The organism is Pseudooceanicola spongiae (genome assembly GCF_014899185.1).
Classification (GTDB): domain Bacteria; phylum Pseudomonadota; class Alphaproteobacteria; order Rhodobacterales; family Rhodobacteraceae; genus Pseudooceanicola; species Pseudooceanicola spongiae.
Genome location: NZ_CP045201.1, coordinates 58,624 through 82,467, shown reverse-complemented (window position 1 = coordinate 82,467; position 23,844 = coordinate 58,624). Strand labels below are relative to the sequence as shown.

The window sequence follows — 23,844 nt, the reverse complement described above, 5'->3', positions numbered from 1 at the left end:
ATTAAAAAATGTATACATGAAAACCGGGACAGCGACGCGGGGATTCACACAATGACCGACACCACCACCACGACCTTCGTGACCTATGAGATGCGTGGCGATGTCGCCCTGATCGGGCTGAACCGCCCCGAAAAGCGCAACGCCATCAGCGACCGTTTCGTCGAAGAAATCGGCCGCGCGGTCGAGCGCGCGCGCGCTGAGGCCAAGGCCGCCGTCCTCTTCGGTCACGGCAAGCATTTCTGCGCCGGCCTCGACCTCGCTGAACATGTCCGCAAGACCCCGATCGAGGGCGTGCACGGCTCGCGCCGCTGGCACGAGATCTTCGGGCGTATCGAGTTCGGTCCGATCCCGTGGTTTTCCGCCCTGCACGGCGCGGTCGTCGGCGGCGGGCTGGAACTCGCCTCCTCCGTTCAGGTCCGCGTCGCGGATGAGACAGCGTTTTTCGCCCTGCCCGAAGGCCAGCGCGGCATCTTCGTCGGCGGCGGCGGCTCGGTGCGTTCGGCCCGGCTGATGGGCGTCGCGCGGATGACCGACATGATGCTGACAGGCCGCTCCGTCGATGCCCGTCAGGCCGAGGTCTGGAACCTCGTGCAATACGTCGTCCCCGCCGGTCAAGCCGTTGAAAAGGCGCTCGAACTCGCCGCCCGTGCCGCCACCAACGCTGAGCTGTCGAACTACAGCGTCATCAACGCCCTGCCGCGGATTTCCGAGATGAGCCGCAGTGACGGGCTGTTTGTCGAGAGCTTCATTTCCTCCTTCACCGCCACCAGCCCCGAGGCCGAGGCCCGCCTGACCGCTTTCCTTGAAAAGCGCGCGCCCAAGGTCGTTGATCCGGGGGCACGCTGATGGGCGCCATTGCGAAACTCGCCGCCGACCCTGCCCCCGCCGTGCGCCTCGGCGCGCTTGGCCAGTCGCTCGGCTTTCTGCTGCGGGTCTGTCAGGTGCGCGTCTACGACCAGTTTTACGACCGTTTTGGCGACGCCGACCTGCGGCCGGGCGAATTTTCCCTGCTCTGGGTGATCTCGCAGAACCCCGGCATCAAGCAGGGCCTGCTGGCGCAAACCCTCGCCATCAAGCCCGCGCATATGACCAAGACCGTGCGCCGCTGCGTCGCGCAAGGCCTGCTGCGCCGCGTCATTCCCGAGGATGACCGCCGTTCCGTCCAGCTCAGCCTGACCCTGCTCGGCACCGATTTTGTCGAGGCGAACCGCCACAACTTCTTTGGTGCCGACGCCTACAACACCCACTCCCTGACCGAGGAGGAGGCCGCGACCCTGGCGCATCTGTTGCGTCGGTTCTGCGGACTGTCAGAGAGTGAACCGGAAAGGACCAGCCGATGAACTTTGACGACCTCGTCGCCTTCGATTTCCACGTCCACGCCGAGGAGCCCTGCTGCGCCGCGCGCGACGATGGCTACAATGAATTTCAGGCGGGCATGGCGAAATACTTCCGCAACCCGGCCGGGGTCGAGGGGATGCTGCCCACCGTTCAGCAGACCGCCGACTACTTCCGCGAACGCAAGATCGGCTTCGTGATCTTTCCGGTCGATGCCGAGCGCGAAACCGGCTTTCGCCGCTACGCCAACGAAGAAGTCGCTGAAATCGCCGCGCAAAACAGCGATATCATGGTGCCCTTCGCCTCCATCGACCCCGCCAAGGGCAAGATGGGCGTGCGCGAGGCGCGTCGCCTGATGCGCGACTTTGGCGTCAAGGGGTTCAAGTTCCACCCCACCTATCAGGGCTTCTTTCCCAACGACCGCATGGCCTATCCGCTGTACGAGGCGATCGCGGAGGAAGGTGGCATCGCCCTGTTTCACACCGGCCAGACCGGCGTCGGCTCGGGCATGCCCGGCGGCATGGGGATGCGGCTGAAATACTCCAACCCGATGTATCTCGATGATGTTGCGGTTGATTTCCCGACGATGAAGATCATCGCCGCCCACCCCTCCTTCCCGTGGCAGGAAGAGGCGCTGGCCGTCGCCCAGCACAAGCCAAATGTATACATAGACCTCAGCGGATGGTCGCCCAAATACTTCCCGCCGATCCTGGTGAAGTATGCGAATTCGCTGCTGAAAGACAAATTGCTATTCGGATCTGACTGGCCGGCAATCACGCCGGACCGTTGGCTGGCGGATTTCGAGAAGATCGAAATCAAAGAGGACGTCAGACCACTGCTTCTGAAGGAAAACGCGAGGAAGCTGCTGTCCGCTTAACCAGAGACTCTAGGGAGGAGCTCACGATGCTGACAAGGAAAATTATCGCTCTTGCAATTGCTGGCCTGATGGCCGGGTCCGGGGCCGTTCAGGCGCGCGATCTGCGTCTGGCCCCCGCCGCACCACCGGCGCATCCGGCCAACTACATGTACGAACACTTCAAGGACTACCTGTCCGAAAATTCCGGCGGTGCGCTGACCGGCACCATTCTTGGGCCGGAAGTCGTGGCCCTGCCGCAGATGAAGGACGCCCTGCAGACCGGGCTGGCCGAAATCGGCAACGCCCTGCCGCTCTATTTCCCCGCCGACATGCCCATCACCGGCATCGCGGGCGATCTGGCGCTGCTGGGCCGCAACCCCCATGCCATGGCCATGGCCATGACCGAATTCGGCATGACCTGTGCGCCGTGTCAGGCTGAATTCAAGGGCCTCGGCATGGTCTTCCTCGGCGCGGGCTCGTCCAACGTCTACAACCTGCTGACCACCAAACCGGTGCGCACCGGCGATGACATGAAGGGCCTGCGTCTGCGCACCGGCGGCGCCCCCTACTCCCGCTGGGCCGAACATTTCGGCGCGACCCCCGTCACCATGGGCGTCGGCGACACCTTCGAGGCGATGTCGCAGGGCACCATCGACGGCACCATGGCCTCCACGGTCGACCTGCTGTCGTTCCGCCTGATAGACATCGCGAAGTATGTGACGCTGGTGCCGATCGGCACCTATCACGTCACCTCCAACTTCACCGTCGGTTTGAACGTCTGGACCTCGCTCAGCCAGGAAGAGCGCATCCAGATCGCCAAGTCTGCCGCGCGCGCCAACTTCGACCTGACCGACCGCTGGGCCTTCCAGCTGCCCGCTGCCGCCGCCGCCGCGATCAAGGAGACCAAGATCGAGGTGATCGAGCCTGATGCAGACTTCCTCGCCGCAACCGAGGCCTTCGCGGCCGAAGATGCAGCCTCCCGCGTCGCCATGTCCGGCGAGCAGGCCGAGGTCTTCACCAAGCTGGTCGAAAAGTGGACCGCCATCGCAGAGGAAGTCGGCGACGACCCCGATGCCCTGGCCGCCCGCATCGAGACCGAGGTCTGGGACAAGATCGACCTGACCACCTACGGCATGTGATCCGATCCCCCCGCCCACTCACGGGCGGGGGCACTCCCCTCTGAAAGAGAGCTCCGACATGTCCCGACTTGTCCGGATCGCCATGACGATCAGCCGTGGCCTTGCCCTGATCGGCGCCACCGGCGTTCTGGTGATGATGCTGCACATCTGCGCCGACGTGATCGCGCGCAACCTCTTCCGCGTCTCGATCAGCGTCACGGCCGAGCTTGTCTCGCGCTACTACATGGTGCTGACCGCCTTCCTGCCGCTGGCCTGGCTTGAGCTGCGCCGCGATATGGTCTCGGTCGAACTGATCGACTTCGCGCTGCCCCCGCTCCTGTTGCGCATCTCGGATGTGCTGGTCTGCCTGATCTCGGCGGGCGTCTACTCCGTCCTCGCCTATACCACTTGGGGCGCGGCCTTCTCGAACTACCGCAGTGGCACATTTGTCGAGCTGGTCAGCTTCAAGCTGCCGGTCTGGCACAGCTTTTTCCTGCCGCCCATCGGCTTCACCCTCGCCGCTCTCGCCTGTCTGATCATGGCGTTCGATTTTGCCCGCAACGGCACTGCGTCCACACAGGAATTCACCAGATGAGCGTCGAAGCTGGCTTTTACGGCATCCTTGCCCTCACCATCCTTCTGATTCTGCGCGTGCCCGTCGCCATGGCGCTGATCGCCGTGTCCTTCGCCGGGATCACCGCGATGATCGGCGCCGGCCCCGCCCTCGGCGTGCTCTCCAACACCCCCTATTCCTTCGTCGCTTCCTGGACGATGAGCGCGGTGCCCATGTTCCTGCTGATGGGCTTCATCGCCTTTCACACCGGCCTCACGGGCGGGCTGTTCGAGGCCGCAAAGGTCGTGCTGCGCCGCCTGCCCGGTGGCCTCGCCATCTCCTCAATCTTCGCCTGCTCGGGGTTCGCCGCCGTCTCCGGCTCCTCGCTGGCCTGCGCGGCGGCCATGGGCCGCATCGCCATCCCCGAAATGGTCAAGGCCGGCTACCGCCCCTCGATCGCGGCGGGCTGCATCGCCGCCGGGGGCACCATCGGCGCACTGATCCCGCCCTCCATCCTGATGATCATCTACGGTGTCTTCGCCGAAACCTCCGTCACGCAGGTCTTCGTCGGCGGCATCGGCATCGGCGTGCTGACCGCGCTCGGCTATTGCCTCACCATCCTCGTGATCTGCTGGCTGCGCCCCGATCTGATCCCGGCGCGGATCTCGGACGAGGACGCGCCCCCCGACTGGTCCGCCGTCTTTCAGGTGCTGCCGATCACGGTGCTGGTCGTGCTGGTCTTTGGCGGCTTGTTCGGCGGCATCATCACCGCGACCGAGGCCGGGGCCGTCGGCGCGCTCGGCACCATCATCCTCGCCACGCTCACCGGCCGGATGAGCTGGCACGCCCTGTCGCGCTCCCTGATCGAGACCGTCACCTCGACCGGGTCGCTGTTCATCATCGGCGTTGGCGCAGCGATGTTCACCCGCTTCCTCGGCATCTCGGGGCTGTCGGGCTTCATCTCCTCCTTCGTCGCCAATGCGGACCTCTCCTATGCCGGGCTGCTGCTGGTGATCGTGCTGATCTACCTGATCCTCGGCACCTTCATGGAGCCCTTCGGCGCCATGCTCATCACGCTACCGATCTTTCTGCCGATCCTGCGCGCCGAAGGCATCAGCCTCGTCTGGTTCGGCGTGCTGGTGGTCAAGCTGCTTGAGATCGGCATGATCACCCCGCCCGTCGGCATGAACGTCTTCGTCATCAAGAACGTCGCGGGAAAATACGTCACCATCACGCAGGTCTTCGCCGGGGTGATCCCCTTCATCCTGATGGATCTGGTCATCATCTTCCTGGTGATCGCCCTGCCCGGACTCGTGATGTTCCTGCCCAACCTGATGAAATGAGTACCCTCCCGGCCCCGGCAGCGCTGTCGGGGCCGCAATCCGGCGGTGCCGAAAAAGGCACCGTTCAGATACCGTTCAGATACCGACGGGATACCGACATCTGAATCCGGCGGTTTCAGCCCGTTTTGCGGCCCCAAAATGACCCCCTGAAACCCTCCTCACAGAGAAGTGCGACACTTGTCGTGGAACAGCGGCGGGGCTCCGGTCATTAATCTTTTATCGGGTCCCCAACGTTGACTGAACAAGCCATCGCGGATCCACTCCATTCCGGCTGAGGAGACCCCAATGAGCCCCCATGACGATCATCCCCACCCCGCCCAGACCGACGACGTTTCCGACCTGCCGCATGAAAGTGGCCCGTCCGGTGGCTGGGGGTCGATGACCGGGATCGCGCGGATTTTTGGCGACCAATGGCCAAGCCTCAGCGTCACCGACACCCTGCGCCGCCTCAACAAACCGGGCGGCACCATGTGCGCCTCCTGCGCCTGGCCCAAGCCCGCGAACTACCACGCCTTCGAGTTCTGCGAGAACGGCGCAAAGGCCACCATCTGGGAGAGCACCTCGGCCCGCTGCACCCCCGATTTCTGGAAAGATCACACCGTGGCTGAGCTGCGCGACTGGTCCGATCACGACCTCGAAAGCACCGGCCGCCTGACCGCCCCGATGCGCTATGACGCCGAAACCGACCGCTATGTCGAGGTCAGCTGGGACGAGGCTTTTGCCGAAATTGGCCCCATTCTCAAGGATTTGGAACCCGAGGAAGCGGTGTTCTACTCTTCGGGACACGCCGGGCTTGAGGCGTCGTATCTCTGGGCGCTGATGGCGCGGGTCTATGGCAACAACAACCTGCCACAATCCTCCAACATGTGTCACGAGACAACCAGCGTCGGGCTGACCAAAGTCATCGGCTCCCCCGTCGGCACGGTGATCTGGGAGGATCTGGAACAGACCGATTGCTACTTCTTTTTCGGCCAGAACCCCGGCACCAACAGCCCCCGTTTCCTGCATCCCCTGAAGGAGGCCAAGGACCGCGGCGCTAAGATCGTCACCTTCAACCCCGTGCGCGAACAGGGGCTGATTTCCTTCGTCGACCCGCAGGATCTGCACGCCATGACCACCGGCGATCCGACGATCATTTCCGACCAGTACCACCAGCTGCGCGGCGGCTCCGACATCGCCGCGATCCTCGGCATCTGCAAGGCCGTGATCGAGGCGGACGACACTCAAGGCGACGTCATCGACTGGGCGTTTATTAACGAACACACGCATGGTTTCGGAGATTTTATCGACTTCGCCCGTACAACCCCGTGGGACGCGATCTGTACCGAATGCGGCCTGCCCGAATCCGACCTGCGCGACGCCGCTCAGGTCTACATGGAGGCCAAACGCGTCATCGGTGTCTACGGCATGGGCCTGACCCAGCAGACGCACGGCTCCTGGAACATCGGGATGCTCACCAACCTGTTGATGTTGCGCGGAAATATTGGCCGCCCCGGAGCGGGAATCTGCCCCGTTCGCGGCCATTCCAACGTGCAGGGCCAGCGCACCGTCGGGATCGCCGAAAAGACCAAGCTGATCCCCATGGACAAGCTGAGAGAGCTCTTCGGGTTTGAGCCGCCTCAAAAGGACGGCCTGCATATTGTCGATGCAGCTCAGGGGCTTATCGACGGCACGGTCAAGGCGATGGTCTGCATGGGCGGCAATCTTCTGCGCGCCCTGCCCGACACCGAGCGTCTGGAAAAGGTCTGGCCGCGCCAGCGCCTCAACGTGATGGTCTCGACCAAGCTGAACCGCTCGCATCTCTTCCCCGCGCAGGCCACCTATATCCTGCCCTGCATCACCCGCGCCGAGGTCGACCAACAGGACAGCGGCAACCAGTGGATCACGATCGAGGACAGCTTCTCGATGATCCACGGCTCTCGCGGGCACCGCAAACCGGCGTCGCCTCATTTGAAATCCGAACTCGCCATCACCTGCGCTCTGGCCAAGGCGATCACCGCGCCCTCGCCGCGTCTGCACTGGGACGCATGGCAGGCCGACTACTCCCGCGTGCGCGATCTCATCGAGGCGACCTATCCGAACGATTTCAAGGGCATGAACGCACGCATGAACCAGCCCGGCGGCTTCTGGCGCGGCAATCCGGCGCATGAAAGGATCTGGAAAACCGAGAGCGGCAAGGCTGAATTCACTGTCCCCGGCAAGCTGAACGCGCTGGATTTCGACGATGCACCGGGCCGGTTCCGGCTGCTGACCATGCGCTCGAACGACCAGTTCAACACCACGATCTACGGCTATTCCGACCGTTTTCGCGGCATCGAGGGCACCCGTGACGTGCTGCTGATGAACCCCGAGGATATGGCCGACGCGGGCCTGAGCCATGGCGATGTCGTCTCGCTTATCGGGGACGCCGCAGACGGCCTGCACCGCCGCCTCGACGGTCTCAGCGTGGTGCATTTCAACCTGCCGCGCGGCACCGTCGGCTCGTATTACCCCGAATGCAACGTGCTGATCCCGGTCGGCCTGCACGACCAGCTGTCCAAGACGCCTGCCTCCAAAGGCGTGCCCGTGCGCATAGAACCCGCTCTCTAGGCGCCTCTCCACCCAGCAGATCGTTAACAAACGGGCGTCGGCAAAACCGGCGCCCGTTCTTTCATCACACCGATCATACATCTGTTTTCGGTAGATAATTTTCCCATCCAGACACCCCACACCCCCGAACACATACCGATTTTGCACGGCAACCTTCAAAACGGGACTTCCCAGAGTGAACCGAATCTGTTCAGTTGACTGGACAAGATGAGGAACGCCATGACGCTCTCGCGCAACGCCGGACAGCCCTACTATCTCCAGATCGCCGACAAACTCCGCGACCTGATCGAGACAATGCCCGCCGGCGGCCGCCTGCCGAGTGAGCCGAAGCTGGCCAAGCAATTCAGCGTCAGCCGCTTCACCGTCGCCAAGGCGGTCGAGCAATTGACCCGCGACAATCTGATCGTGCGCAAACAGGGCAGCGGCACCTTCGTCGCCGAGGCTCCGCTGCGCCGTCAGCCCGGTTACCTGCTGTCCTTCACCGAGGCCGTCAGCGCCGCAGGCCGCACCGCCAGCCATAAATTGCTGCGCTACGAGGCGATCCCCTGGCAGGCGGATCTGCCCTATGAGGCGGGCGAAGATCTGATCCTGCTCGACCGTCTGCGCTTTGTGGATGACATGCCAGTGGCGCGGCACCGCTCGATCCTCTCCGCCGCATTGCTGGAGGAGATCGGCCTGACGCGGGACGCTGCCGAAGCGGCCGACTTCTCGCTCTATCGGCATTTCGCCGACCATGGGCTGTCCGTCACCACCGGCGAGGAACGCCTGATCGCGCGGATCGCGACACCCGAAGAACATGCGATGCTGAAGCTCAGCGACGATCCCGTCGTGATCTCGGTCATTCGCCGCACCTATTCAGACGAGGGGCGACTGCTGGACGCGGTCGACGCCACCTATGATGCAAAGCGCTACTCGTACGAAGCAAGGCTGACCAGACAGCCAGAAAAAACAAAACAAAATCCAACAGATCAGGAGAATGACCATGACACTCAGAGCAACGGTTCTGATGGCCACAACGGCCCTCGCCTCGGCCCTTGGCACGACGACGGCGGCACAGGCCGCTGACGCCCCCGTCGCCCTCATCATCGCGCAGGGCGGTCTGGGCGACCAGTCCTACAACGATCTGGCCAACGCAGGGTTTGAGCGCGGTGTCGAAGCGGCAGGCCTGACCGGGCGCGCGGTGGAATCCAAGGACGTCGTCGCACAGGCCAGTGATATTCTGCGCCGCGCCTCGGATGCCGGGTTCGGTCTGATCCTTGATCTGGAATATTCCCACGCGCAGCCGATTGCCGAGGTCGCCAAGGATTACCCTGACACCACCTTCGCCATCGTCAACACCGTGGCCGAGGGCGACAACATCGTCTCGGCCCTGTTCGAGGAACAGCAGGGCTCCTACCTCGCCGGGATGCTGGCCGCGCTGGTCACCACGCAGGACAGCATCGAGGGCATCAACGCCGACCCGATCATCGGCGTCATTGGCGGCTCGAAGTCCGTCGGCATCGACAAGTTCATCGCCGGCTACATCCAAGGTGCCCATGACGCCAACCCGGAAGTGCAGGTCAAAGTCGCCTATTCCAACAACTTCGCCGATCCGTCTCTGGGTCAGCAGATGGCCAACGCCATGTTCGAGAGCGGTGCCGACATCGTCTATCAGGTGGCCGGTGGCACCGGGATCGGCGTCATTCAGGCGGCTGAGCAATCGGGCCATTTCGCCATCGGCGTCGACGGTGATCAGGATGGTCTGGCCAAGGGTCACGTCCTGACCTCGATGATCAAGCGCACCGATGTCGCGGTCGAGAATATCGTCAAGGCCTATGCCGACGGCACGCTGAAAGGCGGCTCGGTTCTGGGCTTCGGGCTGGCCGAGGATGGCGTTGGCCTGTCGCCGATGACCTACACCAAGGATCTGATCCCGGCAGAGTTCCTCGCGCAGGTCGACGCCGCAAAGGCAGGCATCATCGCCGGCGACATCAAGGTCTGGAACGTGGTTGATCAGGGCTATCCGGATTGGATGCAGTAAGCGCCCCAATGACCCAAAGCCTTGCCCTCAAGGCCGGTGAAGCCCGCGTGCGTCTTGGCGCGCGCGGCATCACACGGCGCTTCGGCGCCCTGACGGCCAATGACCAGATAGATTTCTCGGCCCGGCCCGGCACGATCCACGCGATCGTGGGCGGCAATGGGGCAGGCAAATCGACCTTGATGCGCATCCTGCAAGGGATGGATCAACCAGACGAAGGGTCGATCATCGTGAACGACAGCGCCGTCACCCTCTCGGGTCCGGCAGAGGCGTTCCGCCTTGGCATCGGTATGGTGCATCAGGAATTCATGCTGGTGAACCAGCTGACGATGCTCGAAAATCTGATCCTGGCGCGCGAACCTGTCTCCTCCCTCGGGGTGATTGACCGGGCCGCCGCGCTGAAGGCGGGGCAGGATCTGGCCGAACGCGCCGGTGTCACGCTGAACTGGCACCAAAGGGTGCAGGACGCCCCCGTCCACGCCCGCCAGATCCTTGAGATCCTGCGCCTGCTCTATCGCGGTGCGGATGTGCTGATTCTGGACGAGCCGACAGCCGTTCTGGCCCCGCAGCAGATCCGCGACCTGCTGGTCCTGTTGCAGCGCCTGCGCGACGACGGGCGCACCATCCTCTTCATCAGCCACAAGCTTGGCGAAGTGATGGCGATCAGCGACGACATCACCGTCATCCGTACTGGCCGCGTGATCACCAGCGGTCCGGCGGACGAGACCTCGAAGGCGCAGCTTGCCGTACAGATGACCGGCGAGATGGTCCGCGCAGTCACCCCGCGCCGCGCGCGAGAAGGTGATACAGTGCTTTCCATCACCGGCCTCGGCCTGACCGACGGGCGTGGCATAAGGCGTCTGTCCGGCATCGACCTCAGCGTCGCGGCGGGCGAGATCGTCGCCCTGGCGGGCATCTCGGGCAATGGTCAGGACGAACTCGTCGAGGCGATCACCGGGCTGAGCAGCATCAGCGAGGGCAATGTTGCCCTCAGATACCACGACGTGACCGGGATGAGCCTGCACCAGAGGCGCGCTCTCGGCCTGGCCTATCTCAGCCCGGACCGCGCGCATGAGGGCCTGTGTCTTGAGGCCTCGATCACTGACAACGTCATCGCCGGGCATCACCGGCGCGCGGAGTTCCTGGCATCCGGCCTATTGCGCCTGAAGGCCATCCGCGCCCACGCCGAAGCCCAGCTCGACCGTTTTGGCGTGCGCCGCGATTCCGCGGCCCTGCCGGTGTCGAGCCTGTCGGGCGGCAATCAGCAACGCGTTGCCATCGCCCGCGAACTGGACGGCTCCCCCGCGCTGCTGATCGCCTGCCAGCCGACGCGCGGCGTCGATATTCACGGCATCGCCGCCATTCATCAGTGCCTGCTGGAGTATCGCGATGCTGGTGGGGCCGTGCTGCTTGTCTCCGAAGAGTTGGAAGAGATCATGACCCTGGCCGACCGCATCACCGTCCTGTTCAACGGCGCCGTACGCGGCACACTGCGCCGGGGCGAGGCCGATGTCGAAAGCATCGGTCGCCTGATGCTGGGAGAGGACGCCTGATGGCCATGCCAAGCACCAATCCCGCCACTTACACAGGCTTTTCCGCCCTCAAACTTATTGGAACTGCGCTGTTGCCCTTTGCTCTGGCGCTGGTCGTTGCCGGTGTGGTGCTGGCTATGGCGGGACACAACCCGTTTGATGTCTACCGCCTGCTGGCCTTGGAATCCTTCGGCTCGAGCAAGCGCATCGCCGCCACGATGGCCGCCGCGACGCCGCTGATCTTTACCGGCCTCGGCACCGCCGTCGCCTTTCGTGCCGGGGCTTTCAACGTTGGCGTCGAGGGCTGCGTCAGCATCGGCGGGCTGGCGGCAGCCTATGTCGGCTTTACCTTCGTCACCCTGCCCGCCGCCCTGCTGCTGCCCTTTGCGATGCTTGCCGCTGCGCTGGCCGGGCTGGCCTGGATGATCATCCCCGGCCTGCTGAAAGCGCGGCTGGATGCGGACGAGGTCGTCACCACCCTGATGATGAACTTCATCGCCGTCGCCATTGCCACCTGGCTGGTCAACGGGCCGTTGCTTGCCGTCGGCTCGGCTAACTCGGCCACGCCCATGGTGGCCGAGGCTGCCCGCCTGCCCCGCCTGATGCGCGGCTCGACCCTGAACGCGGGCTTCCTGATCGCGCTGATCTGCGTGCTGCTCTACTGGCTCTGGGGCAAGCGCACTGCTCTGGGGTTCGAGACCCGGCTGGCGGGGATGAGCCCGCGTTTTGCCACCGCCACCGGCATGAACGTGCCCCGACTGGTGCTGAAGATGATGCTACTGTCCGGCGCGCTTGGGGGCATCGCGGGGGGTACCCATGCGCTTGGCAACGTCTATCGCTACGTCGATGGATTTTCGCCCGGATATGGTTTTGTCGGCATCGCGGTCGCCCTGCTGGGGCGCGGCAATGCCTGGGGCATCCTGATGGCGGCGATCCTGTTCGGCGCGCTCTCGACCTCTGGCGCGACTATCCAGCTGTTCAGCGATGTCCCGATCGAGATCGTCGACATCCTGCAGGGCATGGTGATGATCTTTGCTGTCGCCCGCTTTGGCGCCCTTGGAAGGAAAGCCGCGTGATGCTTGATAACCTGATCCACGCGGCACTGATCATGACGACGCCGATCCTGCTGGCGGCCCTTGGCGGGCTGATCAACCGGACCGGTGGCATCGTCAATATCGGCCTGGATTCCATGATGTTGTTCGGCGCGATGACGGCGTTGATCGTCGCTGCGGACAACGGCAGTTGGCTTCTGGCGCTGGCTGTCGCCGGGGGCACCGGTGCCTTCATCGGCGGGCTGATGTCGCTGGTCATCACACGGCTGAAGGCGAACGAAATCATCGTCGGCCTGGGCTTTTCCATCGTCGCAACCGGGCTTGCGCGCTTCATCCTGAAATCGACCTATGGCGTGTCGGGCACGCTGCGCCTGCCGGACGTGACGCGCCTGCCGGTGATCGACATCCCCGGGGTTGCCGATGTCCCGGTGCTGGGCGCGATGCTGTCGGGGCACAACGTGCTGACCTGGTTCGCCTGGGGGATGGTGCCCGCGGCGGCGTGGTTTCTGGTGCGCACCCGCGCCGGGCTGCGCCTGCGCGCGACGGGCGCGGGTGAAAAGGCCGCTCGCTCGCTCGGGCTGCGCCCCCTCGCGATCCGCGATGCCTCGACCCTGTTTGCCGGCTTCATGGCCGGGCTGGCGGGGGCGTATCTCTCCATCGGTCTGGTCGGCATCTTCAACGAAGGCATCACCGCCGGGCGCGGCTTCATCGCGCTGGCCGCCTTCTATTTCGGGCGTAATCACCCGGTGATGACCGCACTCGGAGCGCTGCTGTTCGGGTTTTTCGACGCCCTGCAAATCCGCCTGCAGGGGCGCGGCTTTCCCCCCGAACTGGTCCAGACGCTGCCCTATGTGATGGTCATCGTGATCCTCGCCATGCTCGCCTGGTCGGCCAAGAAACGGAACGGAGCCCGCACATGACCCTCCCTGAAAACACCGCCCTGCTGCTGGTTGACGTGATCGACAGCTTCTTCGCCCCGGGACAGGCCAACTATTACCCCGAGGTGGAACAGGTGCTGCCCGCGATGCGCGCCCTGCGCGCCCGTGCCCGAGAGAGCGGCGCAATCACCGTTCATGCCGTCGAACGCCACCGCCCCGGCTTTGACGATTTTGAGTGGCGTCGGCTGCCGGTTCACCACCTCGAAGGCGCCGAGGACGCGCGCTACTTCGAGGATTTCTTCCCCGAGGGCGCAAACGAGACCGCCGTCTTCAAGCGCCGATTCAGTGCCTTCTTCGCCACCGATCTCGCGCTGTTTCTGACCGAACAGCGCGTCCGTCGCGTGATCATCGCCGGGGTGAAGACCAACGTCTGCATCCGCGCCACCGCTCAGGATGCCTTCGCCAACGGGTTTGAGCCGGTGATCGTGCGAGAGGCGACAAACTCCAACCGTCCCCACCTTGCCGAAGCCTCGCTTGAGGATATCGAGCGCTACATGGGCCGCGTCGTCTCGCTCGACGAAGGGCTGGAGATGCTGGGATGAGCCGCGTTGCCATCTCAGGGTTCGCCAGCCTCGACCATGTGATCGTGCTGGACGGCGCGGTCACGCCCGGGCGCACCACCACCATCCTCAGCCGCCCACGCGAGGCATGGCCGCGTCTCGGTGGTGGTCCCGCCTATGTGGCGCAGGCATTGGTGGTGGGCACGCAGATCACCGCCAGCCCGATCAGCTGGGTCGGGGACGACCCCGAGGGCGCATCTTATGCCGCCCGATTGCAACAGGCGGGGGTCGATGCCTCGGGGCTCAGCGCGGTGGCCGGGGGGCGCACACCCGCCTCTGTGATGGCCTACGACGCCTCGGGCGATTGCGCGGTGCTCTATCATCCGGGCATTCCCGGCGACATCCGCCTCAGTGACAACCAGCGCGCGCTGATCCAGCGGGCCGACTGGCTCTGCGTCACCATAGGCCCCTTGCCCGCCACGACCGCGCTGCTGGACCTGCTGCGCGACGACCAGCGCCTGGCCTGGATCGTCAAGAACGACCCGCGCGTGATGACCGATGCCCTGCGCGCCCGCCTTGCCGCCCGGGCCGACGTGATCTTCTGCAACGGCAGCGAACGCGGCCTTCTGCCCGCCGCCACGCCGCGCCAGATCGTGATCGAGACACGTGGCGCCACCGGTGCGCATTTCCAGTGTGGCGACGAGGGTCTCCTCGTGCCGACAACCCCCATCGCCGTCACCGACCCCACCGGGGCGGGCGACACATTCGCGGGCGGAGTCCTCTCTGCCCTAGTCCAAGGTGAAACAGACCTGCACGTGCTGGGCGAGGCTGGCCATCGCGCCGCCCGCCGCCTGCTGGCGCACCGCCAATCCGAAGACCCCACAGGAAGACCACATGGCTGAACAAGAACAGACACCCCGCGCCTGGTACATCGGCGCGCACCGGGACGAGGTTGGCGACGCCGCAATCCTCGTGGGGGATCCCGCGCGTGTGGAGCGCATCGCCGAACATATGCAGGACGTGCAGATGCTGCCCGAAAAGCGCGGCCTGAAGACGATCACCGGCACCCGCGACGGGCAGCGCATCACCGTCTCGGCCTTTGGCATGGGCGCGCCGATCGCGACCATCGTGCTGCATGAACTCCACGCCCTCGGCATCCGCAATTTCCTGCGCATCGGCACCGCTATGGCCGTCGCTCCGGCGAAGCTCGGCGATTTCGTCCTCGCCGACGCGGCCCTGCGCGCTGAAGGGACCTCCGACACCTACGCCCCCCTCGGCTTTCCCGCCGTCGCCGATTTCGACCTCAACCGCGTATTGCGGGACCGCCTGCAGACCAGCCCGACCGACTGGCACGCCGGCATCTTCGGCACCTACGACGGGTTTTACACCCAGATGTTCGGCCTGTCGGGCGAGCGGCGAGAGCTGATCGGCAAGCTCAAGGACGACATCCGCAAATACGGGCTGATCGGCACGGACATGGAGACCTCGGCCCTGCTGACGGCGGCGCGCATCCTGCGCGTGCGCGCCAGCACGCTCTGCGTGGCTACCGTCGATGCCGAAACCCAGGAGAAGATCGAAGACGACCTGATGGCCACGCTGGAACGCGAGATGTTCGAGATCGCGCTTGACGCGATGAGCACCATGGCCGGTTTTGACACGCACTAGAAAGGACGTGGATATGGCTCCCCTCTCCACCAGATACTTCAACACATTGATCGAGCGCATGGAAAAGGTGCGCGACACCCAATGCGAGGCCATCGAAAAGGCCGCAGAGATGTGCGCCCGCAGCATCGGCAACGGCAAGCTGGCCTTCACCTTCGGCACCGGCCACGGCGCCATTCCCGCACTGGAGAGCTTTCCGCGCACCGGCACCATCGTCGGCTTCCGCCCCATCGTCGAAAGCACGATGATCTCGTTCCACCACGTCTGGGGTGACATGGGCGCGCGGCAGTACCGCTACATCCACGCCCAGGAAGGCTATGGCCGCGCCATCATGGCCTCGCATCAGACCGATCCGGGCGACTCGATGATCCTGTTCTCGCACTCGGGCATCAACGCCGTGATCCTGGACATCGCGATGGAGTGCAAGGAGCGTGGCATCGGCGTCATTGCCGTCACCTCGCTGCCGCACTCCAGCTCCGTGCCCTCGCGCCATTCCTGTGGCAAGCGGCTGTACGAAGTTGCGGATGTGGTGATCGACACGGGAATCCCCAAGGGCGACGCCAGCCTGCAGATCGACGGGCTGAAATACCCCGTCGGTGCCAGCTCGACCAGCGTGACCATCGCCATTGCCCACGCCATCGTCTCGACCACGGCCGAGCGGCTGGTGGCGCAGGGCATCGAGCCCGGTGTTATGGTCAGCCCCAACACCACCGAAAAGGCCGAGGCCGACGCCCAGAACGACAGCAACTATCAGGCGCTGTGGCAACGGTTGAAGGACCGCTAACTCATGGATCGCAAACTCTATATTGACGGCCGTTGGGTCGATGCTGTCGCCGGCACCACCGCCCTCATCCCCGATCCCGCAACCGGTGAGCCTGTCGGCACCAGCGCCATTGCTGGCCTTGGCGATGTCGAACTGGCCGTCACCGCCGCGCGCCGCGCCTTTCCGGCCTGGGCCGCAATGCACCCCGACGCCCGCGCTCACATCTTGCACCGTGCCGCCGATCTGATTGACCAACGGATCGACGCGATTGCCGACCTGCTGACACGCGAACAGGGCAAGCCGGTGCCAGATTCCAAGAAAGAGATCGCCTTCGGTGCCGAGGTGATCCGCTATTACGCCGAACAGGGGCGCCGGGTCTTCGGCACTCTCCGTCCGGCTTCGAACGCGGCGATCCGCAATATCGTCACCGAACATCCCGTCGGCGTCGTCGCGGGCATCGTGCCGTGGAACTATCCCGTCGACCTCTACGCCTGGAAGGTCGCGCCGGTGCTGGCGGCGGGCTGTGTGCTGGTCGCCAAACCGCCGCATGAAACGCCGCTCGCCATCGCGATGGTGGTGCAGTGTTTCGAGGATGCAGGCCTGCCGCCGGGCGTGCTGAACGACATCCCCGGCACCGGGCAGCAGGTCGGCGCGGCCCTGTCAGCCCATCCCGGCATCGACATGATCACCGCCACCGCCTCGGTCCCCGCCGGACAGTCGATCATGCGGGCGGCGGCGGGCAACCTCAAACGTGTCTCGCTTGAGCTTGGCGGGCAGTGCCCCTTCATCGTGCTGGATGATGCAGACCCGATGGAGGCCGCCGCCGCTGCCGCACGACGCGCCTTTTCCAACATGGGTCAGATCTGCATCGCGGTGAACCGCATCATCGTCTCGCGCGGCATCCACGCCGCCTTCACCGAGGCGCTGGTCGAGGTGACCCGCAAGATCGAGCTGGGCCATGGCGTCATCCCCGGCGTGCTCTACGGCCCGGTGCTGAACGAGGGCGTGCGGACCCGCGTGCAGCGCCATCTCGACGACGCGCTGGCCAAGGGCGGCAAGCTGCTGACCGGCGGCACGGTGCCCAAGGGCGAGCCCTGGGATAGGGGGTATTTCTTCACCCCCGCCGTGGTGGATGCCGCGGATGATGATGCCCTCGCCCTGACCGAAGAAACCTTCGGCCCCCTCGCCGCCATTCGCGGGGTTGAGGATGACGCGGAGGCGCTGCGCGTCGCCAACGCCCTGCCCTTCGGCCTCGCCGCCTATGTCTTCTCTGGCGATCTTGAGCGTGGCTGGGCGATGGCGGAACAGATCGAGGCGGGGGCCATCGGCGTCAACGTCAACGACACCAGCGAACTTCAGGCCCCCTTCGGCGGTTGGAAGATGAGCGGTGTCGGGCGCGAACTTGGTCCCGAAGGCCTGCATGCCTTCCTTGAGAAAAAGCACATCAAGCTGAAGATGCGCGCGCAGATCTGAGTACTGGCTGGCCCCGAACCACGCGGGGCCAGCCCCCTTCACGGCATCCGGCTGGCGATCCAGCGGGCGAATTCGAAGTTCGGCCGCTCAAGATGACTGAGCGGGCCGGGGCGCGCCAGCCGCCCTTGCATGCCCCGCCACACCCGTTCGGTGCAGCCGCGATCCTCGTCATTGACGTGATCCAGCAACCCTTTCAGCATGGCAAAATGCACATCGGCCTGCGGATCGACAGCGAAGTCGGGGTGCAGCCCGCCGCCATAGACGATATCGACCTCGCCCGGCGCGCTTGGCGTCAGGCAGAGGTACCAGAAATACCCCGGTGTCAGCGTGATCAGCAGCGAGGGGTAGATCGCCATCAGCCAGGTCCGGTAGCGGTCATCGCCCTGCAGCGTCGTGTTGTCCTTGTGGGCAATAGACAGCGCGATGGAGTCGTCCTTCATGATGTGGTGATAGTTGAAATGCGCGCGCCCCTCGGGGCAGGTCATCTTGCGCAGATCGACCGCGCCCCCGATCGTCGCGCCGTGACACATCGGCAGGTGGTAGCTCTCCATGAAGTTCTCGGCCAGGATCTTCCAGTTGGTATTCCAGTGATGTTCCTCGCGGAAGGTCTCGACGTAACTGGACATGTCGAGGTAGCCGACCAGATCGTCAACCTCGCTCAGTTGCTCATGTGGGTCAGGCAGATCGGCATCCAGCGTCACCATGATCCAGCCGTTCCAGTTGACGCAGCGGATCGCGGGCAGGCCGTTGTCTTCCTTGCAGAACCCCTTGTTCATGTCCATCGCAGGCGCGCCGCGCAGGCTGCCATCCAGCGAATAGGTCCAGGCGTGATAGGGACAGGTGATGACGCGCGTGTTGCCGCGCCCCTCCAGCAGCACCGACATGCGGTGGCGGCAGACATTGGACATGGCGCGCAACTGCCCTTCGCGGTCTCGCAGGATCAGCACCGGCTCGCCCGCGATCTGCATCGTCAGGTAATCGCCCGGTTCCCTCAGCGCATCGGCGCGACCGGCGCAAAGCCAGGATCGGGCAAAGACATGCTCGGCCTCCAGCGCCAGAAACTCGGGCGAAGTATAGACCGAAACCGGCATGGCATGGGCCTGCTCGAACGCGATACCAACACTGGCACGCAGTTCGGCGGCGGGGTCATGGATGTTCATCAGTTTCTCCTGATCGGCGGCCGCTTTGGGAGATACTCCCGGCTTCGCACGCAGAGGCCGCGCCTGCCTCAGGCGGCCACGGCATCAGGTTCTGCCCTTCCACGACAAAAGCAAGCTCCGCGTGGCGACGCCCGCATCAGGTGCTGGCAAATGTGCGCGATTTAGGCGGCCGGGGCGCGCCTCTCCAGCGCACAGATCGCGGCGTGCTGGCTCAGGAATACCTCTCCGGTCAGCTCCTGCAGGAAATGGCAGCGCTTGAGACGATCCATCACCGGTCCCTTCACCTCGCTCAGGTGCAACCGGACCCCGGCGTCGCGCAGGCGCGTGTTGATCGCCTCCAGCGACTCCAGCGCCGAGAGGTCGATGTCGTTGACCGCCGGGAACATCAGCACCACGTCGCTCAGCTCGGGCTTGTCGGCGGCATAGCGCATCAGCTCATCCTCAAGAAAGCGCGCGTTGGGGAAATACAGGCTTTCGTCGACCCGCAGCGACAACACATGCGACTGGGTCTCGACGTCGTGACGGCGCACGTTGCGGAAATGCTCGGTGCCGGGCACCCGGCCGACCACGGCGATATGCGGACGCGAGGTCTTGTAGAGGTGCACCAGAACCGACGTCGCGACCCCCGCCGTGACGCCCACCTCGACGCCAAGCGTCAGCGTCAGCAGGATGGTCACCGCAACGGCGGCGAAATCGGCACGGCTGAAGCCCCAGGCCCGCCGCAGGATCGACACATCGACCAGGCTCAGCACCGCGACGATGATCGTTGCCGCCAGCGTCGCTTTCGGCAGATAGTGGATCAGAGGCGTCAGGAACAGCGCCGCCAGCGCCAGCCCCGCGGCGGTATAGGCCCCGGCGGCGGGCGTCTCGGCGCCTGCATCATAATTCACGACCGAGCGTGAAAAGCCCCCCGTCACCGGAAAGCCCCCAGTGAAGGCCGCGCCGATATTGGCCGCGCCCAGCCCGATCAGTTCCTGATCCGGGTTGATGCGCTGGCGTTTCTTGGCGGCCAGTGTCTGCGCCACGGAAATGCTCTCGACAAAGCCGATGACCGAAATCAGCAGCGCTGGCACGAACAATTGCCGGATCAGCTCGGGGCGCAACGATGGCAGGGTCAGCGGCGGCAGGCTCTGAGGCACCTCGCCGACGATGGCGACGCCCTGTGCGCCCAGGTCCAGCCCCCAGGTCAGCAGGGTGGTCACCACGATCGCCAGCACCGGCCCGGTCTTGGCGACCAGATCAGCCATGCGCGGCCCAAGGCCCGCCCGCCGCAACAGCGGTTTAAGCCCCTTGCGCACCCAGAACAGAAACGCCGTCGCGGACACCCCGAGGGCAAGCGTGACCGGATTGACCTCGCTCAGATGCGGCCAGAGACCTGTGGCGATCTCGATCAGCGTATTGCCCTCGCCCTGAATGCCCAGAAGATGACGCAGCTGGCTCGCCGCGATCAGCAGGCCACTGGCGGTGATAAAGCCCGCAATCACCGGATGCGACAGGAAGTTGGCAATGAACCCCAGACGGAACAGCCCCAGTGTCAGCAGGATCAGCCCCGAGAGCAGCGCCAGCGTCAGAGCCGCTGCCGCATAACCCGCAGTGCCTGTGGCCGCGATATTGCCCACAGCGGCGGCGGTCATCAGCGACACCACCGCCACCGGCCCCACCGCCAACGCCCGGCTGGTGCCGAACACCGCATACAGCAGGATCGGCGCGATGGAGGCATAGATCCCCGCCTCGGGTGGCAGGCCCGCCAGCAGTGCATAGGCCAGCGATTGCGGGATCAGCATGATCGTCACGATCAACGCCGCCACGATATCGCCCGTAAAGGCCGTTCGGTCGTACTGCCGTCCCCAGTCGAGAATTGGCAGGTACCGGGCAAAGGAACGCAGGGTCATTTGGGCTATCCAATCAGATACGGGCCAATGAAAAAGGGCTGAGGACTAAATCCCTGTCAGAAGCGGTTGACCGGGAGTTTCAGATAATGGTGGCCGTCCGCTTCGGGATCGGGCAGCCTCCCGCCGCGCAGATTGATCTGAAGCGCCGCCAGAATGCGATCCGGGAGGGCCAGCGTTGCATCCCGCGCCTTCCGCAGGGCGATCCAGTCCTCACGCGGCGTCCCATCGCGGACATGGATATTATGCGCCTTGTGCTCAGCCACGCTCGCTTGCCACTGCGGCTCCTTGCGGGTCTTGGTGCCATAGTCGTGCCCCACACAGAGGCGCGTTTGCGGCGGTAGCGAAAGGATCTGTTGGATCGAATCCCAAAGGCTGGCGGTGTCGCCACCGGGGAAATCTGAGCGTGACGTGCCTGCATCGGGTTGCATCAGAGTGTCATGTACGAAGGCCGCATCGCCGCAGACATAGCTGACAGAGCCGAGCGTATGCCCGGATGACAGCATCACTTGCACCTCTAACGCCCCAATCCGAAAGGTTTCACCCTCAGCGAAAAGACGGTCAAAGTCGCGCCTCGGGTTGAATGCCCCTGGCAGATTATAAAGGTCCGCCCAGATCCCTGCGATGTCAGGCACCAGAGCACCGATGGCATTGGGCGCATCTGTACGAGCGCTCAGCTGCGCCGAAGCCATGACGTGATCGGCATGGGGGTGCGTGTCCAGCACCCATTGCACCGTCAAGCCTTCCGCGCGCACCAGATCCAGCACCTGATCCATGCTCTTGGTCGAGAACCGATAGTTTTTTGGGTCAAAATTCCACACCACATCAATCAAGGCGGCCTGTCGGGTCACCGGATCGGCACAGATGTACTGGATTGAACCGGTGTCGGGTTCATAAACGCCCCACACATCAGGACTGCCAGCGCCCTGGGACGCAGAATGGCGCACAAGGGGAGAGCGAAGTGTATAAGTCATCGAGTTTATCTCCACCGTGCTTTGGATCAACGCAGTCCGCTCCAGCGCCGCCTTAAGGTTGGGACGTTCCGGGTCATACCGCATTTCTCCTACAGTGCATTTTAGGGACCCTGCCCTTGCACTGATCAGTGATGGAGATATATTATCCAGACATAATATTCAATGGGACGAATATGAAAGATCTCGGAGATTTTCAGACTGGTGACATTGGCAGAGCTGCGGTCCTGATGGCGATGCTCGCTTCAGAAGCGCGCCTTCAGATCCTGTGCCGTCTGATTGAAGGAGAGCGGTCCGTGGGTGAACTTGCGCGTGCCTGCGCATTGTCCCAGCCGAGCATGTCACAGCAACTGAAAAAGCTGAAAGATGCCGATCTTGTCGATGGGAGACGAGAGGGACAGACCATCTATTATTCAGTCAAAGGCCCGGAGGTTGTGGCTATTCTGGAAACCCTTCACGCACTTTACTGCGCCCCGTGACACGGACTTCAAGCGTCCAGATCTGCAAGGGAAAATGTCAGATCATCGCCCTGTCCATTTGCGGGAACCACGCCATTCAGCTCATGAGTTTGCGGTTTGCCCAGTGATGCGAGGCGCGCGTGAGGGCCCAGAGGATGTTGATGAGGGCTCAATATGCTCGGAAAAGACCACCTGATCCCGCCCATTGATCTTCGCCTGATAGAGCGCCCTGTCGGCCCGATCAAAGGCTGCCTCCAACTCAAGTGCTGCCTCGCTCCAGCAGACACCGACGCTTGCCGCGATCGACAAACCACTAACGGCTTTCGTTTTCTGAACGTCGGAGATCGACCTGCGGATGCGCTGTGCAATCACGGCCGCCTGTTCCCTGGTGGAATTTGGCAGGCAGACCGCGAACTCCTCACCTCCGAAACGGGCGACGAGGTCACGTTCGCGCACGGAATCTGACACGTTTCGTGCCACAGCGACCAGAACACTATCGCCGATGGCATGGCCATAGGTGTCGTTCACCAGTTTGAAATGGTCGAGATCGATGAGAATGAACGCCGTGCCCGACGAGTCCCCGGCCCCTACCGCAATCGCATAGGCTTCCTCAAAGGCGCGGCGATTGGACAGCCCTGTCAGCGGGTCCAGCAAGGCCTGTGTTTGAAGGCGGCGCCACCGCTTTGCCCGGCGACGTTCTCGCTCCAGAAACCCGCCCAGCAGGCTGGAACCGATCAGATTGGTCAGCACCAGAAAGGGTACCGCCGAGGAAAAAACCATCGCCCAATAGGTGCTGGGAAGCAAAAAGGTGCACACATACGAAAGGCTTATCGCCCCCCCAAGTACCAGCAGCAGCCTTTCATCGGTTCGTTCCCGATTGCGGGTGAAATGCCGCCACGCCAACCCTGCGCAGGTCGCAACGAATAGCGATAATATGCAGACAGCTGCCGAGGGCTCGCCCTCATAATATCGCGTCAGCGCCGCCATGGCGAAACTGATGATGCCTGCAAGCGGCCCGACGAAGGCACCCGCACAACCAACGAAAAGGTTCCGCGGGTCGATTTGCAGACCGTTCACGAACATGAACGGCTGCAGTGACGCCGCAGCGGCACCGAAACCCAGAATGACCCCAAGGGCAATCTTCTGTAGAAGAGGCCGCGAGATTGTTCGTGAGGCAACGCCGAAAGAAATCGCGACCAGAGCCATAAGACCGGCAAAGTTTGCGGTGGATAACAGGTACACTGACATAAATAGGTTCTCATGATCGGATGACCCGAACGGAACGCCGGTCTTCTCAGGGTGATGGTTTCTTGAGCGCCGATCAACCCTCTTATGCAGATAGAGCAATTTTCCGGTGAAATTGAGGGGTTTTTCGTTACTTATTTCGCCCTAACGCTGGCTTGAAGCGGCAGAGTCAAGGCTTGATTGGAGGTTAAACCGCCTCCAGGTTCGGTCTTGTCCCGAACCGAGGGGCCAGCGAGGAAGCCCAAGTGTCGCCCCTTCCAACTCAGGCCAGCTTGGCATCGCCATTGCGTTTTCGGGCCATCCGTTCCAGGCAAGTGCAGATTGCCTTTGCGTGAGGGGGCCACTCGCCCCTAAAGGTAGTTTGTACCGTGGCATTGGAACCATGGGCTC

The 23,844-nt window shown here is 63.8% G+C and carries 22 protein-coding genes; 18 read left to right on the top strand and 4 right to left on the bottom strand.

Annotated elements, in window-relative coordinates; all coding sequences use genetic code 11:
* Positions 1-51: 51 nt before the first annotated feature.
* From F3W81_RS00380 to F3W81_RS00300, 17 genes are all read left to right on the top strand, one after another.
* Positions 52-846: a crotonase/enoyl-CoA hydratase family protein gene (locus tag F3W81_RS00380; protein ID WP_193081582.1), complete on the top strand. Its 795-nt coding sequence runs from the start codon at positions 52-54 to the stop codon at positions 844-846.
* On the top strand, positions 846-1,340 hold the full coding sequence (locus F3W81_RS00375; protein ID WP_193081580.1) for a MarR family winged helix-turn-helix transcriptional regulator: 495 nt from the start codon (positions 846-848) through the stop codon (positions 1,338-1,340). Before F3W81_RS00380 ends, F3W81_RS00375 begins: the two co-directional genes overlap by 1 nt.
* Positions 1,337-2,212, top strand: a complete 876-nt coding sequence (locus F3W81_RS00370; RefSeq protein WP_193081579.1) for an amidohydrolase family protein — start codon at positions 1,337-1,339, stop codon at positions 2,210-2,212. The genes F3W81_RS00375 and F3W81_RS00370 overlap by 4 nt, the downstream gene beginning before the upstream one ends.
* A gap of 26 nt (positions 2,213-2,238) precedes the next feature.
* Positions 2,239-3,330 carry a C4-dicarboxylate TRAP transporter substrate-binding protein gene (locus tag F3W81_RS00365; RefSeq protein WP_193081578.1) on the top strand — a complete coding sequence of 364 codons (1,092 nt, stop codon included), beginning with the start codon at positions 2,239-2,241 and terminating at the stop codon, positions 3,328-3,330.
* A 58-nt stretch (positions 3,331-3,388) separates the two neighbouring features.
* Positions 3,389-3,904: a TRAP transporter small permease gene (locus F3W81_RS00360; RefSeq protein ID WP_193081576.1), complete on the top strand. Its 516-nt coding sequence runs from the start codon at positions 3,389-3,391 to the stop codon at positions 3,902-3,904.
* Positions 3,901-5,205 carry a TRAP transporter large permease gene (locus F3W81_RS00355; protein ID WP_193081575.1) on the top strand — a complete coding sequence of 435 codons (1,305 nt, stop codon included), beginning with the start codon at positions 3,901-3,903 and terminating at the stop codon, positions 5,203-5,205. The genes F3W81_RS00360 and F3W81_RS00355 overlap by 4 nt, the downstream gene beginning before the upstream one ends.
* Positions 5,206-5,490: 285 nt before the next feature.
* Positions 5,491-7,794, top strand: a complete 2,304-nt coding sequence (locus F3W81_RS00350; protein WP_193081573.1) for an FdhF/YdeP family oxidoreductase — start codon at positions 5,491-5,493, stop codon at positions 7,792-7,794.
* Positions 7,795-8,013: 219 nt separating this feature from the next.
* Positions 8,014-8,859, top strand: coding sequence for a GntR family transcriptional regulator (locus F3W81_RS00345; RefSeq protein ID WP_193081572.1), 846 nt, complete (start codon positions 8,014-8,016; stop codon positions 8,857-8,859).
* A complete protein-coding gene (locus F3W81_RS00340; RefSeq protein ID WP_226941777.1) occupies positions 8,777-9,814 on the top strand; it encodes a BMP family lipoprotein in 1,038 nt (345 codons plus the stop codon). Before F3W81_RS00345 ends, F3W81_RS00340 begins: the two co-directional genes overlap by 83 nt.
* An 8-nt stretch (positions 9,815-9,822) precedes the next feature.
* Positions 9,823-11,364 (top strand): ABC transporter ATP-binding protein, encoded by a 1,542-nt coding sequence (locus F3W81_RS00335; RefSeq protein WP_193081569.1) that lies wholly within the window; start codon positions 9,823-9,825, stop codon positions 11,362-11,364.
* The gene (locus F3W81_RS00330) at positions 11,364-12,419 is read left to right on the top strand and encodes an ABC transporter permease (RefSeq protein ID WP_193081567.1); all 1,056 of its coding nucleotides are present in this window, start codon (positions 11,364-11,366) and stop codon (positions 12,417-12,419) included. The genes F3W81_RS00335 and F3W81_RS00330 overlap by 1 nt, the downstream gene beginning before the upstream one ends.
* Positions 12,419-13,315 carry an ABC transporter permease gene (locus F3W81_RS00325; RefSeq protein WP_193083516.1) on the top strand — a complete coding sequence of 299 codons (897 nt, stop codon included), beginning with the start codon at positions 12,419-12,421 and terminating at the stop codon, positions 13,313-13,315. Before F3W81_RS00330 ends, F3W81_RS00325 begins: the two co-directional genes overlap by 1 nt.
* A complete protein-coding gene (locus F3W81_RS00320) occupies positions 13,312-13,875 on the top strand; it encodes a cysteine hydrolase family protein (RefSeq protein WP_193081565.1) in 564 nt (187 codons plus the stop codon). Before F3W81_RS00325 ends, F3W81_RS00320 begins: the two co-directional genes overlap by 4 nt.
* Positions 13,872-14,735 (top strand): carbohydrate kinase family protein, encoded by an 864-nt coding sequence (locus tag F3W81_RS00315; protein WP_193081564.1) that lies wholly within the window; start codon positions 13,872-13,874, stop codon positions 14,733-14,735. Before F3W81_RS00320 ends, F3W81_RS00315 begins: the two co-directional genes overlap by 4 nt.
* Positions 14,728-15,498 (top strand): nucleoside phosphorylase, encoded by a 771-nt coding sequence (locus F3W81_RS00310; protein ID WP_193081563.1) that lies wholly within the window; start codon positions 14,728-14,730, stop codon positions 15,496-15,498. Before F3W81_RS00315 ends, F3W81_RS00310 begins: the two co-directional genes overlap by 8 nt.
* 13 nt (positions 15,499-15,511) lie before the next feature.
* Complete coding sequence (locus tag F3W81_RS00305; protein ID WP_193081562.1) at positions 15,512-16,279, top strand: sugar isomerase domain-containing protein; 768 nt, start codon at positions 15,512-15,514, stop codon at positions 16,277-16,279.
* Between the two features lie 3 nt (positions 16,280-16,282).
* Entirely contained in the window at positions 16,283-17,731 is a 1,449-nt protein-coding gene (locus tag F3W81_RS00300; protein WP_193081561.1) for an aldehyde dehydrogenase family protein, read from the top strand.
* Positions 17,732-17,769: 38 nt separating this feature from the next.
* On the opposite strand, the gene F3W81_RS00295 is transcribed toward F3W81_RS00300, so the two are convergent.
* From F3W81_RS00295 to F3W81_RS00285, 3 genes are all read right to left on the bottom strand, one after another.
* Positions 17,770-18,891 (bottom strand): aromatic ring-hydroxylating oxygenase subunit alpha, encoded by a 1,122-nt coding sequence (locus F3W81_RS00295; protein ID WP_193081560.1) that lies wholly within the window; start codon positions 18,889-18,891, stop codon positions 17,770-17,772.
* A 161-nt stretch (positions 18,892-19,052) separates the two neighbouring features.
* A complete protein-coding gene (locus F3W81_RS00290) occupies positions 19,053-20,783 on the bottom strand; it encodes a SulP family inorganic anion transporter (protein WP_193081559.1) in 1,731 nt (576 codons plus the stop codon).
* A gap of 56 nt (positions 20,784-20,839) precedes the next feature.
* Complete coding sequence (locus F3W81_RS00285; protein WP_193083515.1) at positions 20,840-21,754, bottom strand: MBL fold metallo-hydrolase; 915 nt, start codon at positions 21,752-21,754, stop codon at positions 20,840-20,842.
* 173 nt (positions 21,755-21,927) lie between these two features.
* Between F3W81_RS00285 and F3W81_RS00280 the strand changes: the two genes are divergently transcribed.
* Positions 21,928-22,230, top strand: a complete 303-nt coding sequence (locus F3W81_RS00280) for an ArsR/SmtB family transcription factor (RefSeq protein ID WP_193081558.1) — start codon at positions 21,928-21,930, stop codon at positions 22,228-22,230.
* A gap of 81 nt (positions 22,231-22,311) precedes the next feature.
* On the opposite strand, the gene F3W81_RS00275 is transcribed toward F3W81_RS00280, so the two are convergent.
* Positions 22,312-23,457, bottom strand: a complete 1,146-nt coding sequence (locus tag F3W81_RS00275; RefSeq protein WP_193081556.1) for a GGDEF domain-containing protein — start codon at positions 23,455-23,457, stop codon at positions 22,312-22,314.
* Positions 23,458-23,844: the final 387 nt, after the last annotated feature.